13 protein-coding genes are annotated in these 14,430 nt (G+C 73.7%); 11 read left to right on the forward strand and 2 right to left on the reverse strand.

Annotated elements, in window-relative coordinates; translation table 11 throughout:
• Positions 1-3 precede the first annotated feature (3 nt).
• The 8 genes from OHL10_RS05720 (at position 4) to OHL10_RS05755 (ending at position 9,854) form a co-directional block, all read left to right on the forward strand.
• Complete coding sequence (locus OHL10_RS05720) at positions 4-330, forward strand: hypothetical protein (protein WP_265521216.1); 327 nt, start codon at positions 4-6, stop codon at positions 328-330.
• A 109-nt stretch (positions 331-439) separates the two neighbouring features.
• The gene (gene tatA / locus OHL10_RS05725; RefSeq protein ID WP_265521217.1) at positions 440-760 is read left to right on the forward strand and encodes a Sec-independent protein translocase subunit TatA; all 321 of its coding nucleotides are present in this window, start codon (positions 440-442) and stop codon (positions 758-760) included.
• Positions 761-796: 36 nt separating this feature from the next.
• On the forward strand, positions 797-1,540 hold the full coding sequence (gene tatC, locus OHL10_RS05730; protein WP_265521449.1) for a twin-arginine translocase subunit TatC: 744 nt from the start codon (positions 797-799) through the stop codon (positions 1,538-1,540).
• Positions 1,541-1,580: 40 nt separating this feature from the next.
• Positions 1,581-2,591: a diacylglycerol/lipid kinase family protein gene (locus OHL10_RS05735; RefSeq protein ID WP_265521218.1), complete on the forward strand. Its 1,011-nt coding sequence runs from the start codon at positions 1,581-1,583 to the stop codon at positions 2,589-2,591.
• 9 nt (positions 2,592-2,600) lie between these two features.
• A complete protein-coding gene (locus tag OHL10_RS05740) occupies positions 2,601-5,498 on the forward strand; it encodes a DEAD/DEAH box helicase (protein ID WP_265521219.1) in 2,898 nt (965 codons plus the stop codon).
• A 37-nt stretch (positions 5,499-5,535) separates the two neighbouring features.
• Positions 5,536-7,170, forward strand: coding sequence for an amidohydrolase (locus tag OHL10_RS05745; RefSeq protein ID WP_265521220.1), 1,635 nt, complete (start codon positions 5,536-5,538; stop codon positions 7,168-7,170).
• Positions 7,171-7,482: 312 nt separating this feature from the next.
• The gene (gene lnt / locus OHL10_RS05750; protein ID WP_265521221.1) at positions 7,483-9,060 is read left to right on the forward strand and encodes an apolipoprotein N-acyltransferase; all 1,578 of its coding nucleotides are present in this window, start codon (positions 7,483-7,485) and stop codon (positions 9,058-9,060) included.
• Entirely contained in the window at positions 9,057-9,854 is a 798-nt protein-coding gene (locus OHL10_RS05755; protein ID WP_265521222.1) for a polyprenol monophosphomannose synthase, read from the forward strand. The genes lnt and OHL10_RS05755 overlap by 4 nt, the downstream gene beginning before the upstream one ends.
• Before the next feature lie 55 nt (positions 9,855-9,909).
• Here the strand turns inward: OHL10_RS05755 and OHL10_RS05760 are convergent, their stop codons facing one another.
• Positions 9,910-10,254, reverse strand: a complete 345-nt coding sequence (locus tag OHL10_RS05760) for an RNA polymerase-binding protein RbpA (protein ID WP_265521223.1) — start codon at positions 10,252-10,254, stop codon at positions 9,910-9,912.
• A 356-nt stretch (positions 10,255-10,610) separates the two neighbouring features.
• Between OHL10_RS05760 and OHL10_RS05765 the strand changes: the two genes are divergently transcribed.
• The 3 genes from OHL10_RS05765 to OHL10_RS05775 all read left to right on the forward strand — a co-directional run bounded on the left by OHL10_RS05765 (position 10,611) and on the right by OHL10_RS05775 (position 13,256).
• A complete protein-coding gene (locus tag OHL10_RS05765) occupies positions 10,611-11,744 on the forward strand; it encodes an LLM class flavin-dependent oxidoreductase (protein WP_265521224.1) in 1,134 nt (377 codons plus the stop codon).
• Positions 11,745-11,749: 5 nt separating this feature from the next.
• Positions 11,750-12,382 carry an FMN reductase gene (locus OHL10_RS05770; protein WP_265521225.1) on the forward strand — a complete coding sequence of 211 codons (633 nt, stop codon included), beginning with the start codon at positions 11,750-11,752 and terminating at the stop codon, positions 12,380-12,382.
• 175 nt (positions 12,383-12,557) lie between these two features.
• Positions 12,558-13,256 carry a hypothetical protein gene (locus OHL10_RS05775; RefSeq protein ID WP_265521226.1) on the forward strand — a complete coding sequence of 233 codons (699 nt, stop codon included), beginning with the start codon at positions 12,558-12,560 and terminating at the stop codon, positions 13,254-13,256.
• Between the two features lie 4 nt (positions 13,257-13,260).
• Here OHL10_RS05775 and OHL10_RS05780 read toward each other — a convergent pair whose 3' ends face one another.
• Positions 13,261-14,328, reverse strand: coding sequence for an FUSC family protein (locus OHL10_RS05780; protein ID WP_265521227.1), 1,068 nt, complete (start codon positions 14,326-14,328; stop codon positions 13,261-13,263).
• Positions 14,329-14,430 lie beyond the last annotated feature (102 nt).

Genomic DNA, 14,430 nt, shown 5'->3' on the forward strand with positions numbered 1-14,430 from the left:
GACATGTGGTTCTGGGTGTGGTCGCTCCTCGTGCTCGGCACTCTCGCCGGCGCGTTCTTCCTCGGGCGCGACCTGTGGCGCAAGGCCGTGGCGCTGATGCGCGAGGTCTCGCACGCGACCGCGCTCCTCGGGCAGGCAGCGCAGACCGTGCAGACCCGTCTGCAGGAGGCCGCGGCCGCCCGCCCCAGCACGGCGCCCACGCTGTTCGACGACCCCGACGACCTGCGCGCCCGGCTCGACGAGGTCCGCGCCGAGCGCGCCGGTCGCCGGGCGCAGCGCCGGATCCGCGACGAGGCCGTGTGGGAGCGCTGGCGGGGCTTCAACGAGTGACAGAGCGTGACGGAGCGTGACGGAAGCCACATCCCCATGACCTACACTGGCCAGGAGGAATCGCCGTGAGATTTGCCCGACCGACGTCGTCCAGGAATAGAGTCCACCCGTGAACATCGCACGCCACCCGTGGATCATCCCCGTCCTGATCCTCCTCGTCCTGCTGCTCTTCGGATCGCGGCGGCTACCGGACATGGCCCGCAGCGTCGGCCAGTCGCTGAAGATCTTCAAGAAGGAGGTCAAGGACCTCCGCGAGGACGACGACGCCCCCGCCGCCGCACCGGCGCCCACCACGCCCACCGCACCGCAGGCGCAGGACACCGCGCCCGTGCAGCCCACCGCACCGCCCGGCACGGGTACGGGTACGTCCACGCACGCCACGGGGAGCTCGCCGACGTCGACCCCGGACGACGGCACGCCGAAGGGCTAGGACGTGTCGCGTTCCGCTCGCGACGCCGAGGGGCGCATGCCCCTCAAGGAGCACCTCCTCGAGATCCGCAAGCGCATCGTCCTGGCCTCCGTCGGCGTCGTCCTCGGCGCCGTGCTCGGCTGGATCCTCTACACCCCGATCTTCGACCTGCTGCAACAGCCGCTGCTCGACGCCGCCGCCGAGCGCGGCTCGCTCACCACGACGAACTTCGGCGGCGTGGCCACCGCGATCGACATGCGGGTCCGGGTCTCCCTCTTCCTCGGCGTCCTCGTCTCCTGCCCCTGGTGGCTCTACCAGCTGTGGGCGTTCGTCAACCCCGGCCTGACGCGCACCGAGCGGCGCTACGCGTTCGGGTTTCTCGGCGCCGCCGTGCCGCTCTTCCTCGGCGGAGCCGCCCTCGCCTGGTACGTCCTGCCCCGCGCCGTGGTCATCCTCACCGAGTTCACCCCGACCGGTGCGGCGAACCTCATCGACGCGCAGGGCTACCTGACGTTCGTCATGCAGTTCATCCTCGCGTTCGGAGTCGCGTTCCTCCTGCCCGTGGTCATGGTCACTCTCAACCTCCTCGGTGTCGTGCGGGGGTCGACCTGGCAGGGTGGCTGGCGGTGGGCGATCCTCCTGTCGTTCGTGTTCGCCGCCGTCATCACCCCCACCCCCGACGCCCTGACGATGTTCTGGGTCGCCCTGCCGATCTGCGCCCTCTACTTCGCAGCCGCCGGGATCTGCCTCCTGCACGACCGCCGCGTCGACCGGCGCAACGCCGCCCTGCTCGAGGCATGAGCACCGCTGCACATGTGCACGGTCGCGTGAGACCCGTCCGGTGAGCACCATCGGGGTCGTCGTCAACCCCACCGCAGGTCGCGGACGCGGCCGCCGCGACGGCGCACGCACCCTGGCGCTCCTGCGCGAGGCCGGGCACACCGTCGTCGACCTGTCCGGACCCAACCTGCCCCTCGCGCTCGAGACCGCCCACGCCGGCGTCCACCACGACACCCGCCTCGCACCCGGCACCGCCGACGGCCTCGACGCGCTGGTCGTCGTCGGGGGCGACGGCATGGTCCACCTCGGCGTCAACGCCGTCGCGGGCACCACCACCCCCCTCGGCATCGTCGCCGTCGGCAGCGGCAACGACACCGCCGCCGCCCTCGGCCTGCCCGTGCGCGACGTACGCGCCGCCGTCACCACCGCGCTCGACGCCCTCACCGCACCCCGCACCATCGACGCCGCCACCGTCCGCACCCACCACCCGTCCGGCACCGCAGCCGACACCCCAGCCGGCACCGCGCCCGACACCGCGCCACGCTGGTTCTGCGGGGTGCTGTCCGCGGGCATCGACGCCGCCGTCAACGCCCGCGCCAACCGCCAGCGCTGGCCCCGCGGCAGCGCCCGGTACGTGCGCGCCGTCGTCGCCGAGCTCGCCCGGTTCGTCCCGTACGGGTACCGCCTGACGCTCACCGGCGCCGACGGGCACCCGCACGTGTGGGAGTCCCCGGGCAGCCTCGTCGCCGTGGCCAACGGGCCGCGCATCGGCGGGGGAGTGCGCATCGCCCCGGACGCCCGGCTCGACGACGGCCTGCTCGACGTCGTCGTCGCCGGCCCCCTCACCCGCCTCGGCGCCGCTCGCATCTTCCCCGGCATGTACGCCGGGCGGCACGTGCACCACCGCTCGGTGCACGTGCACCAGGTCACGCACGTCGTCCTCGAGGCCACCACCGCCGGGCACGCCCCGCCGCCCGCCTTCGCCGACGGCGAGCACATCGGGAACCTGCCGCTCGAGGTGCACGTCCACCCCGGCGCGCTGCGCGTCCTCGCCCCGGGCGGCGAACCGTAGGCTGGCACCATGACGGCCGCCACACGATCCACCGGAGCGAACCCGCCCGACGACACCACCAGCCCGGCCGCCCGGTACGCCGCCGCGCGCGCACGCCAGGCCGCCGGACGCACCGAGCTCGCGCGGTTTCGCGAGACCCTCGACTTCCCCCTCGACGACTTCCAGGTCGACGCCTGCACCGCCCTCGAGGAAGGACGAGGCGTCCTCGTCGCCGCCCCCACCGGCGCCGGCAAGACCGTCGTCGGGGAGTTCGCCGTCCACCTCGCCCTCACCAGCGGGCGCAAGGCGTTCTACACCACCCCGATCAAAGCGCTGTCCAACCAGAAGTACACCGACCTCGCGCGCCGCCACGGCGTCGACGCCGTCGGCCTGCTCACCGGCGACACCTCCATCAACGGCGACGCGCCCGTCGTCGTCATGACCACCGAGGTGCTGCGCAACATGCTCTACGGCGGGTCGCGCGCCCTCGACGGGCTCGCGTACGTCGTCATGGACGAGGTGCACTACCTCGCCGACCGGTTCCGCGGACCGGTGTGGGAAGAGGTCATCATCCACCTCTCCGACGACGTCCAGCTCGTCTCCCTGTCCGCCACCGTGTCCAACGCCGAGGAGTTCGGCGACTGGCTCGAGATGGTGCGCGGCGACACCGCCGTCGTCGTCAGCGAGCGCCGACCCGTCCCGCTGTGGCAGCACGTCCTCACGGGGTCGACCGGGACGCGCGCCCCGGGGGCCGCAGGGGCGGGCGGTGACCTGCTCGACCTGTACGCGCACGACGTCGACCCGACGGACCCGGGGGTCAACCCGCCGATCAACCCCGACCTGCTCGCGGCGTTCCGTACCGTCGGGCGCGACCTGCACGGCGGGGGCAGGCGCGGGCCGGGCGACCGGGGGTACCGGGGCCGTGGTGGGCGTCGGGGCGGCGACGGCCCGCGTGCGGCGCCCGGTCGGCGGACCCCGCCCCGGTTCGCCGTGGTCGACGCCCTGGACGCGGACGGGCTGCTGCCCGCGATCTACTTCATCTTCTCGCGCGCCGGGTGCGAGGGCGCCGTGACGCAGTGCCTGGCGGCGGGTCTGCGGCTGACGACGCCGCAGGAAGAGGCCGCCATCCGGGCGGTCGTCGAGGAGCGCGGCGCGACCATCCCGCCCGAGGACCTCGAGGTGCTCGGCTTCTGGACGTGGAGCGAGTCCCTGGCGCGGGGGGTGGCGGCGCACCACGCGGGCATGCTGCCGGTGTTCAAGGAGACCGTCGAGGAGCTGTTCAGCCGGGGGCTGGTCAAGGTGGTGTTCGCCACCGAGACCCTCGCGCTGGGCATCAACATGCCGGCCCGTTCGGTCGTGCTGGAGAAGCTCGTCAAGTGGGACGGTACGTCGCACGTGGACGTCACCCCCGGCGAGTACACCCAGCTCACGGGGCGGGCGGGGCGGCGGGGCATCGACGTGGAGGGGCACGCCGTCGTGGTGGACCACCCGGGGCTGGACCCGGTGGCGCTGGCGGGCCTGGCGTCCAAGCGGCTGTACCCGCTGCGCTCGAGCTTTCGCCCCACGTACAACATGGCGGTCAACCTCGTCGCACAGGTGGGCCGTGAGCGCGCCCGTGACGTCCTGGAGACGTCGTTCGCGCAGTTCCAGGCCGACCGTGGTGTGGTGGGCCTGGCCAAGCAGGCGCAGTCCCACGCGGAGGCCCTCGACGGGTACGCGAAGGCGATGACGTGCGACCGGGGGGACTTCGCCGAGTACGCGGCGCTGCGCCGGCGGATCTCGGCCCGGGAGCAGGACCTGTCGAAGTCCGCGCAGCGTGAGCAGCGCGCGCAGGTCGTGCGTTCGTTCGAGCAGCTGCGGCCGGGCGACGTCGTCGAGGTCCCCGGGGGGCGGCGCGCCGGCTACGTCGTCGTGCTCGACCCCGGGCTCGGGGCGGGGTTCGACGGGCCGCGGCCGACCGTCCTCACGCAGGACCGCCAGGTGAAGAAGCTCACGGTCGCCGACACCCCGTCGGGCATCCGCACCGTGACGAAGATCCGCATCCCGAAGTCGTTCAACCCGCGGGTGCCGGCGTCGCGCCGCGATCTCGCGTCGTCGCTGCGCAACGCCCTCGGGGCGTTCGCGGACGCGCCCGGCACCCATCCGGGCGGGCGGGGGCGGGCGCGGTCCGCCGCGGCCGACGACGCCGAGCTGACCCGCCTGCGGGCCGCGCTGCGCGAGCACCCCTGCCACGGGTGCCCCGAGCGGGAGGACCACGCCCGGTGGGCGGAGCGCTGGGGGAGGCTGAAGAAGGAGCACGACGCGATCGTGCGCCGGGTCGAGGGCCGCACGGGGTCCATCGCGCGGGTCTTCGACCACATCTGCGACATCCTCGAGGGCCTGGGCTACCTGGAGTCCGCGGACGACGGTGCGCTGCGGGTCACCGACGACGGCCGGTGGCTGCGGCGGCTGTACGCCGAGAGCGACCTGCTGCTCGCCGAGTGCCTGCGCCGGGGCGTGTGGGACGAGCTCGACCCGCCGGCGCTGGCCGCGGCGGTCTCCACCATCGTGTACTCCGGGCGCCGGGACGAGCCGTCGGAGCCGTACGTGCCCGGCGGGCCGACGGGGCGCCTCGCGCGAGCCCTCGACGAGACGGTGCGCGTGTGGTCCGAGGTCGACGACCTCGAGCAGGTGCACCGCATCGAGGCGACCGGGACGCTCGACCTCGGTCTCGTCGCGTCCGTGCACCGCTGGGCGCGCGGACGTGACCTCGACGCCGTCCTGCGTGGCTCCGAGCTCGCCGCCGGTGACTTCGTGCGCTGGTGCAAGCAGATCATCGACGTCCTCGACCAGCTCGCGTCCGCCGCCCCGCAGGCGCGGGTGCGCAGCAACGCCGTGCGCGCGATCGAGCTGCTGCGGCGAGGTGTGGTCGCCTACTCGAGCGTGTGACCCCACCGCCGCACGTGTGCCGCTAGGGTGCAGGACTGTGGCTTCCACCCTGTACCGCAACGGCGTCATCCACTCCCAGAGCGACCCGTTCGCCGAGGCGCTCCTCGTCGACGACGGCGTCATCGCGTGGATCGGCGCGAACGACACGGCCGCCGGGTTCGCACCCCGCGCCGACCGGGTGATCGACCTCGACGGCGCACTCGTCACCCCCGGGTTCGTCGACGCCCACGCCCACCTGTTCGACACGGGACTCGCGCTCGAGTCCGTCGACCTCACCTCGGCCGCCGGCACCACGTCGCTGGCCGGTGCCCTGGCCGCCCTGCACGCCGCCGCCACCACGTCTGCCCACACCTCCGACGTCCTGCTGGCCTTCGGGTGGGACGAGCAGGCCTGGCCCGAGGCGCGTGCCCCGCACCGCACCGAGATCGACGCCGCGTGCGGAGGGCGCCCGGTGTACGCCGCACGCGCCGACGCGCACTCCGCCGTCGTGTCCTCCGCGCTCGCCGCGAGCGCCGCTCTCCACGGGCTGCCGGGCTGGTCCGACGACGGCCGGGTGACGGGCGAGGCGCACCACGTGGCGCGGGACGTCGCGCGCGACGTGTCCGGTGCACGGCGGACGGCGGCGTACCGGGCGGCGCTGGCGCAGGCGGCGCGGCGCGGGATCGTCAGCGTGCACGAGATGAGCGCACCGCACATCGACACGCGTGCCGGGCTGCGGGAGATCCTGTCCCTCACGCAGGACGCCGCGGACGGGTCCGCGCACGTCGTGGCCTACCGGGGTGAGCTGTGCGTGACGGTGGACGACGCGCGCGAGCTCCTGGCGGACGTGCCGGGCCTGACGGGCATCGGCGGTGACCTCAACGTGGACGGGTCGGTGGGGTCGCGCACGGCGGCGATGCGCCTGCCGTACCAGGACGCCCCGGGCGAGCGGGGGGAGCTGTTCCTCGGTGCCGAGCAGATCGGCAACCACCTGAGCGCGGTGACGGGTGCGGGTACGCAGGGCGGGTTCCACGTCATCGGGGACCGCGCGATGGACGAGTTCCTCCTCGGCCTGGAGGTGGCCGCTCAGGTGCACGGCGCGGGCCCGCTGCGGGCGGGGCGTCACCGCGTGGAGCACGCCCTGTTCGTGGACGCGTCCGCGCTCGCGCGCCTGCTGCTGTTCGGGGTGTCGTTGAGCATCCAGCCGGCGTTCGACGCGACGTGGGGCGGGGCGGCCGGCACGTACGCGGCCCGGGTCGGGGCGACGCGCGCGGGTGGTGTGTCCCCGTTCGCCGACCTCGCCGGGGCGGGGGTGCCGCTCGCGTTCGGGTCGGACGCCCCGGTGACGCCCCTGGACCCGTGGGGTGCGGTGCGGGCGGCGATGACGCACGCGGACCCCGACCAGCGGATCTCGGCGCGGGCCGCGTTCCGTGCGCACACCCGGGGTGGCTGGCGCATCGCGGGCCTCGACGACACGGGCGCGGGGCAGCTGCGGGTCGGTGCGCCCGCGCACCTGGCGGTGTGGCGGGCGGAGCACCTCGTGGTGCAGGGTGCGTCGCGCGCGGTCTCGTCCTGGAGCACCGACGCCCGCGCGGGGACCCCGCTGCTGCCGGACCTCGGGCCGGGTGCGCCCGAGCCCGAGTGCCTGCAGACGGTGCGCGCCGGCGTCGTCCTGCACGACACGTTCGACTGACGTCCGGTCGGCCGGCACGCCGGGTGACCCGTCGGGTGGTGCTTCCGCTTGACAGCTCCGGGACCCGGGGGAGTAGGTTCGATCAGGTGTTCCGGCCTCCACGGCCGTGCAGGGGGACGAGCCACCGATGACGGCCCCCGCGTGCGCTGTGGCAGGCGACTGGTCGGACCCGCGCGCTCAGTAGAAAACGTGCCTCGCCGGTGGCGGTGTCGTACGGGCCGAAGGGCGCGCGGGTCGGCCGCTCCCCACCTCCTGTCCGCTTCTCGTGGTGCCTGCGTGGGTCGCCGGGACGACGTCGCGTAGTCTGCACAGGTGGTGAACCGTGCCCCGAGCCGTTGGCTGCTCCTCCTCCTCGCCGTCGCCGGTGGTCTGATCACCGACACCGCCTTCCCGGACCGTGGGTGGTGGGGCACCGTGTTCGTCGGTGTCGCGCTGCTGTACTACGCCCTGGTGCGCGACAACGCATGGTTCAACGCGCTAGTCGGGTTCGTGTGGGGCATGGCCTTCTTCCTGCCGCACATCCAGTGGGCGCAGTACGCGACCGACACGGTGCCGTGGGTGGCGCTGAGCGTCCTGGAGTCGTCGTTCGTCGCGGTGTTCGGCGCCGCGTGGACGTGGGCGCGCCGGATCGGTGCGGTCCGCGACCACCGGGCGGTCCAGGTCGTGGTGTTCGCCGTGCTGTTCGTCGCCGCCGAGCAGGCCCGCAGCCAGGTGCCGTTCGGCGGGTTCCCCTGGGGGCGGCTCGCCTTCTCCCAGGTCGACTCGCCCCTCGGCCGCACCGCCTGGCTGGGCGGCGAGGTCCTCGTCTCCCTCCTCGTGGCGCTCACCGGCGCGCTCCTCGCGGTCGGCCTCGTCTGGGCGCGCCGCCTCCAGGTGGGGGCCACCCTCACTGCCGGCGCCCTCGGCGTCGCCCTCCTCGTCGGGTCGTTGCTCGTGCCGCTCGACACCCGGGCCGAGTCGGGACGCCTCGCGATCGGCGCCGTCCAGGGCAACGTCGCCGAACCGGGCCTCGGATCGTTCGCGAACCGGGCCGAGGTCCTCAACAACCACATCGACGGCACCGTCGCCCTCCTCGACGACTCCCTGCGCGGAGACCTGGACGTCGTGCTGTGGCCCGAGAACGGCTCGGACCTGGACCCGCAGACCACTCCCGACGTCGCGGCGGACATCGACGCGGCCGCCGAGGCGGTCGGCGCGCCGATCCTCGTCGGCGCGCAGGAATACCCCGAGACCGGTGGCCGGTTCAACGTCGCGCTGCTGTGGGAGCCCGGCACCGGTGTCATCGACCGGTACGCCAAGCAGCACCCCGCCCCGTTCGGCGAGTACATGCCGATGCGCGACCTGCTGCGGGTCTTCTCCGACCAGGTCGACCGCGTGACGATCGACATGATCGCCGGCGAGGAGGTCGGGATCATCGACCTGCCGTCCGAGCGCCTGGGGCGCACGGTGCCGCTCGGCACCGTGATCTGCTTCGAGGTCGCCTACGAGGAACTCATCTACGACGCCGTGGACGCCGGCGCGGAGATCCTCGTCGTCCCGACGAACAACGCGTCCTTCGGGTACAGCCCCGAGTCCACGCAGCAGCTCGCGATGAGCCGGCTGCGCGCCATCACCACGGGTCGGGCGACCGTGCAGATCTCCACCGTCGGCGTGAGCGGCATCATCGCCCCCAACGGGGCGCTACTGCAGAGCACCGAGCTGTTCACCGCCGACCAGCTCGTCGCGTCGCTGCCGCTGCGCACCTCCACGACCCCCGCGACGCGCCTCGGCGCGATGCCCGCGAACGTCGTCCTGGTCGCCGGCATCCTGCTCGTCGCCGGCGGGGTCGCGGCGCACGTGCGAACCCGTCGCCAGGGCAGTACGCGCCGTCGACCGAACGGCGGACGATGAGCACGGCCCACGGCGCACGAGTCCTCGTCGTCATCCCCACCTACGACGAGCGGGACACCCTGCCCGGGACGCTCGCACGCCTCCGGGTGGCGGTGCCCGCTGCGCACGTGCTCGTCGTGGACGACGCCAGCCCTGACGGGACCGGTGAGCTCGCCGATGCGGCGGCGCGTACGGACGACCAGGTGCACGTGCTGCACCGCGCCGGCAAGGCCGGTCTCGGCACCGCGTACGTCGCCGGGTTCCGGTGGGCGCTGGACGCCGGGTACGACGTCGTCGTCGAGATGGACGCGGACGGCTCGCACCAGCCTGAGGAGCTGCCCCGGCTGCTCGACGCGCTCGACGACGGCACCGCGCTGGTCATCGGCTCCCGGTGGGTGCCGGGCGGGCGCGTGGAGAACTGGCCGGGGCACCGCGAGCTGCTCTCCCGGGCGGGCAACACCTACACGCGCCTCGCGCTCGGCATCGACCTGCGCGACGCCACCGCGGGCTTCCGCGCCTACCGGGCCACGGCGCTGCGCGCGATCGACCTGGGTGACGTCGCGTCCCAGGGCTACTGCTTCCAGGTGGACATGGCGTGGCGCGTCACCCGCACCGGCGGGCGCGTCGTCGAGGTCCCCATCACGTTCGTCGAGCGCACCGCCGGCCGCTCGAAGATGAGCCGCGCGATCGTCGCCGAGGCGCTGTGGAAGATCACGGCCTGGGGTGCGGCCCACCGCGCGGCACAGCTCGCCGCCGTCCTGCGGCCGCGCCGCAACCCGAGCACCGGGACGCACGACGAGGCCCGGACCTCGTAGGGTCCGGGCCTCGTCGGCAGGGCAGTCTGATCAGGCGGTGCGCCAGACCGTGCGCTCAGGCGCTGCGGCGCAGCTTGCCCGCGCGCAGCAGGCCCAGACGCTCGTCCAGCAGGTCCTCGAGCTCCTTGATCGTGCGGCGCTCGAGCAGCATGTCCCAGTGGGTACGTGCCGGCTTGCCCGCCTTGGGCTCGGGGCGCTCCGCGTCACGCAGCAGGGCCTCCTCGCCGCAACGGCACTCCCAGACCGCGGGCACCTCGGCCTCGGTCGAGAACGGCAGGATGATGGTGTGGCCGTTGGGGCAGTCGTAGTGCGCCTGGAAGCGGGGAGCGAAGTCGACGCCCTCGTCCGACTCCATGCTCTTCGCACCGATGCTCATTCCACGCAGGGACCGGTCGGGCATGTTGTCCTCCAAGGGGGTTGCGGCAGGGTTCTACGACGAACAACGCCGTCACCTGATCGAGTGTTCCAGTGCGGCGTGAAGGTCCGGTGAACGTCATGGGGGAGCGATCGTGGACGTCCTGCGCCGGTCCAGCCGTCGGTGGCCTGCACTCAGGCTTCCGGGTTTTGATGCCCCGCGCAACTTCTCACCCCGGGAACGAGCCCCTGACCGGGCCAGGTGTGCGCGACGTCACTCGCCCCGACGAGCTGCGCGCTGCGGGAACAACCAGCGGGGGTCCGTGGTTGAGCCGCATGTACATACAAACGCATCGACCGCAGCACGCACGCTGGATCGTCTCGAGAGACCTGGAGCACCCCATGCAGTTCGGAATCTTCTCCGTCGGCGACGTCACCACCGACCCGACGACGGGCCGCACCCCCGACGACACCGAGCGGGTCCGGTCGATGCTGACCATCGCGCGGCACGCGGACGAGGCCGGTCTGGACGTCTTCGCCACGGGCGAGCACCACAACCCGCCGTTCGTGCCCTCGTCACCGACCACCATGCTCGGCTACCTCGCGGGCGTCACGAAGGACATCGTCCTGTCGACGTCGACGACCCTCATCACCACCAACGACCCGGTGCGCCTCGCCGAGGAGTACGCCATGCTCCAGGTCATCTCCGACGGTCGCATGGACCTCATGATGGGCCGCGGCAACACCGGGCCGGTCTACCCGTGGTTCGGTCAGGACATCCGCCAGGGCATCCCGCTCGCGGTCGAGAACTACGCGCTGCTGCGGCGCCTGTGGACCGAGGACGTCGTGAACTGGGAAGGTAACTTCCGCACCCCGCTGCAGGGCTTCACGTCGACACCCCGCCCGCTCGACGGCGTGCCGCCGTTCGTGTGGCACGGGTCGATCCGCAGCCCGGAGATCGCCGAGCAGGCCGCGTACTACGGCGACGGGTTCTTCCACAACAACATCTTCTGGCCCATCAGCCACACGCGGCAGATGGTCCAGCACTACCGCCAGCGCTTCGAGCACTACGGCCACGGCCGCGCAGACCAGGCGATCGTCGGTCTCGGCGGGCAGGTCTTCATGCGCAAGAACTCCCAGGACGCCGTCACCGAGTTCCGGCCCTACTTCGACGAGGCCCCGGTGTACGGGCACGGTCCGAGCATGGAGGACTTCACCGCCCAGACGCCGCTGACCGTCGGCAGCCCGCAGGAGGTCATCGACCGCTACGGCGCCATGCGCGAGCACGTCGGGGACTACCAGCGTCAGCTCTTCCTCATCGACCACGCCGGGCTGCCGCTCAAGACCGTCCTCGAGCAGATCGACCTCCTCGCCGGAGAGGTCGTGCCCGTGCTGCGCCGCGAGGCCGAGGCCGCCCGCCCCGCGCACGTGCCCTCCGGCCCGCCCAGCCACGCCGAGCGCGTCGCCGCCGCGACGTCAGGCACGGCACAGTCCGGCACCGCACAGCCCGCAGCCTCCGTCACGACCGGGAAGTGAGCACCATGACCACCACCGACCGCCGCATCGTCGCCCTCTCCGCAGGGCTGTCCACGCCGTCGTCGACCACCCTGCTCGCCGACCGCCTCGGCAAGGCGACCGTCGCCGAGCTGGGTGCGCTCGGCCTGACCGCCACCACCGAGACGATCGAGCTGCGCGAGCACGCCCACGACATCGTCAACGCGATGCTCACCGGCTTCGGGTCGGACGCGCTCGAGGCAGTCATCGAGCGTGTGACGACCGCGGACGGCATCATCGTGACGACACCGGTGTTCACCACGACCTACTCCGGGCTGTTCAAGTCGTTCGTCGACATCCTCGACAAGGACTCCCTGGTCGCGACCCCGGTGCTGCTCGGCGCCACCGGGGGGACCCCCCGGCACTCCCTGGCGCTCGAGTACTCCATGCGTCCCCTGTTCACCTACCTGCGCGCCGACGTGGCCACGACCTCCGTGTTCGCCGCCACCGAGGACTGGGCGCAGGAGCGGGACGGCGCGAACACCGGCGGCGGCTCGCTGCACGAGCGCACCGCCCGCGCCGGGCGCGAGCTCGCGGAGAAGGTCGCCCTGCACAAGAACACCGGACCGGTCGACCCCTTCGCCACGGCACCGAGCTTCGAGCAGATGCTCGGCAGCTGACGCCGGTTGCTGCCTCGTCGCAGCACCGTCCCCGCGTCGTTCTCGACCCGTTCCGCTGTCGGCCCCCTCGGCCTTGCCGAGGGGGCCGTCGTCCGCGAGGATCGAGGACGACGGACCGACGCCGGTCCGCCACACCCGCACCCGGGTTGCACCGGGCCGCACCAGGGGAGCGCACATGGACCGGACCGCCACGCCCGCCCCGCCGGCCCGCCGCAGCGCGGGCGTCGTGCACCGGGCGGACGACGCGCCGGGCACCGTCGCGCGGCTCGCACCCCACCCCCGGTACCCCGCGATGTTCCACACCGCCGGCGGCCGCCTCGTCTGGGACGGGCAGGCGTTCCACGTCCTCGCCGCAGACCAGCAGATCGCCCTGCCCGGCTCCCGCCTCGAGGTGACGGTCCGCCCGGACCCGAGCACGGGAGTCCGCGTCCGGTTGGGCCGCGACCGGTCACGTCCGGCACCGCCCGGTCCGGCAGCCTCCGGACCAGCAACGTCGGGTCCGGCCGTGCGGTCCGCGAGCGCCGGTGTGGTCGAGGTCGTGGTGCTCCCGGCGTCCGCGGAGCGTTTCCTGCGCCTGGTCCGCGCCCTGTCAGCGGTGCCCGGTTCGTCGGTGCGTCTGGTCGACCAGCGGGTGCCGTCGCGACGTGTCCCGCGGCTGAGTCCGGGCGCGGCGGGGTCCGAGCAGCGTCCGGGTGTCTTCGCTCGTGCGGTGTGGCGGGTGCGTCGGGCGGGTGGTGCCCGGGAGACGGCCGCGGCGGCCGAGAGTGCCGACGTCGTCACGAGCCTGGAGCGGTTGGTGGCGCTGCACGAGCGCGGGTACCTGTCGGCCCGGGAGTTCGCGCTCGCGAAGGAGCGGGTGCTCACGTCCGGGTGAGCCTTCAGGTCCCGCGGGGTCGGCCGACGTCGGACGTCTCGTCCGCCTGCTCGCCGAGCAGCGCTGCGCCTCCCGCGAGGACCTGCCCGTCGACCGGTGGAGCGGCGCGGCGCACGACCCAGCCCAGCAGGGTGGCACCGGCGACGAACAGCGCTGCCGCCACGACGGTGGCCTCGAGGCGTTCCTCGCCGACGGCGACGCCGCTGCCGGTGGGGTCGAGCACGAGCATCAGCGTCACGGTGAGCAGCGCGGCGTTGAGCCACGTGGGTCGGGGCAGGGCGAGGATCGCGGTCGCGGTCAGCACGACAACGACGGTCCGCACGGCGCCCGGCGGCTCGAGCCAGGTGACGAGGGCGCCGGCCGCGACGCCCACGGCGGTGCCGAGCACCCGGGAACGTGCGGCCCGCGTCCACCGCAGGCCGGGGACCGGGATCGCGAGGAGGAACACGGTGGCGGGCAGCCAGTAGGCGAGCCGGGACCCGGAGTCGACGGCGAGGGTCGCCGCGAGCGCCACGACGGCTCCCAGTACGATCGCGGCGGCGCCTGCGGTCCGTGCGGTGACGCGCGTAGCGCGGACGGCGGGCGGGACGTGCAGGAGGCGGGCGACGGCCACCGCGTAGAGGGCGGCGACGGCGACCCACACGGCGCGTTCGGCCCACCCGTCACCGAGCGCGAGGGGTGGGGCGGACGCGGCTGCGGCGCCGACGAGGGCGATCGGGCTCGACAGGCCGTAGCGGGCTGCGACGCCGGTGCCCGCGCCGAGGAGGGCGAGGACGGCGATCCAGGCAGGTGCGCCGCTGGTCGCGGCGGCGACCACGCTGAAGACCACGAGCACGGGCAGCAGGCGGGCGGCGAGGCGCCACCCGGCGCGGATCGCCAGGAGGAGGCCGAAGAGCGCGCCCGACCCGGCGACGCGTGCGCCGGACTCGCCGGCCAGGACGAGGCCTGCTGCCGCGGGGACCGCTCCCGCCACGACCAGCACGAGCGCTGCCTGCGCGAAGCGACGTGGGAGCGTCCGGAGCGGGCCGGCCCCTGCCCTGTCACCGGCGCTCGTCCTGGCCCTGTCGGTCATGGTCCGCACTCTACGGATCGCGGGTGGCGTCGTCGCGACGACGCCACCCGTTCCTTGTCCAATGATATGCCGCTATCCTTGGACAAGGGCCCGAGAGATGCG

The sequence above is a fragment of the Oerskovia flava genome (assembly GCF_026163685.1).
GTDB lineage: Bacteria > Actinomycetota > Actinomycetes > Actinomycetales > Cellulomonadaceae > Oerskovia_A > Oerskovia_A flava.

Bases quoted from the DNA above. Each gene is read 5' to 3' on its own strand.
- OHL10_RS05770 (WP_265521225.1), top strand. From the start codon at position 11,750: ATGACCACCACCGACCGCCGCATCGTCGCCCTCTCCGCAGGGCTGTCC.
- OHL10_RS05755 (WP_265521222.1), top strand. From the start codon at position 9,057: ATGAGCACGGCCCACGGCGCACGAGTCCTCGTCGTCATCCCCACCTAC.
- OHL10_RS05780 (WP_265521227.1), bottom strand. From the start codon at position 14,328: ATGACCGACAGGGCCAGGACGAGCGCCGGTGACAGGGCAGGGGCCGGC.
- OHL10_RS05740 (WP_265521219.1), top strand. From the start codon at position 2,601: ATGACGGCCGCCACACGATCCACCGGAGCGAACCCGCCCGACGACACC.
- tatC (WP_265521449.1), top strand. From the start codon at position 797: ATGCCCCTCAAGGAGCACCTCCTCGAGATCCGCAAGCGCATCGTCCTG.
- OHL10_RS05775 (WP_265521226.1), top strand. From the start codon at position 12,558: ATGGACCGGACCGCCACGCCCGCCCCGCCGGCCCGCCGCAGCGCGGGC.
- OHL10_RS05765 (WP_265521224.1), top strand. From the start codon at position 10,611: ATGCAGTTCGGAATCTTCTCCGTCGGCGACGTCACCACCGACCCGACG.
- OHL10_RS05720 (WP_265521216.1), top strand. From the start codon at position 4: ATGTGGTTCTGGGTGTGGTCGCTCCTCGTGCTCGGCACTCTCGCCGGC.
- OHL10_RS05760 (WP_265521223.1), bottom strand. From the start codon at position 10,254: ATGCCCGACCGGTCCCTGCGTGGAATGAGCATCGGTGCGAAGAGCATG.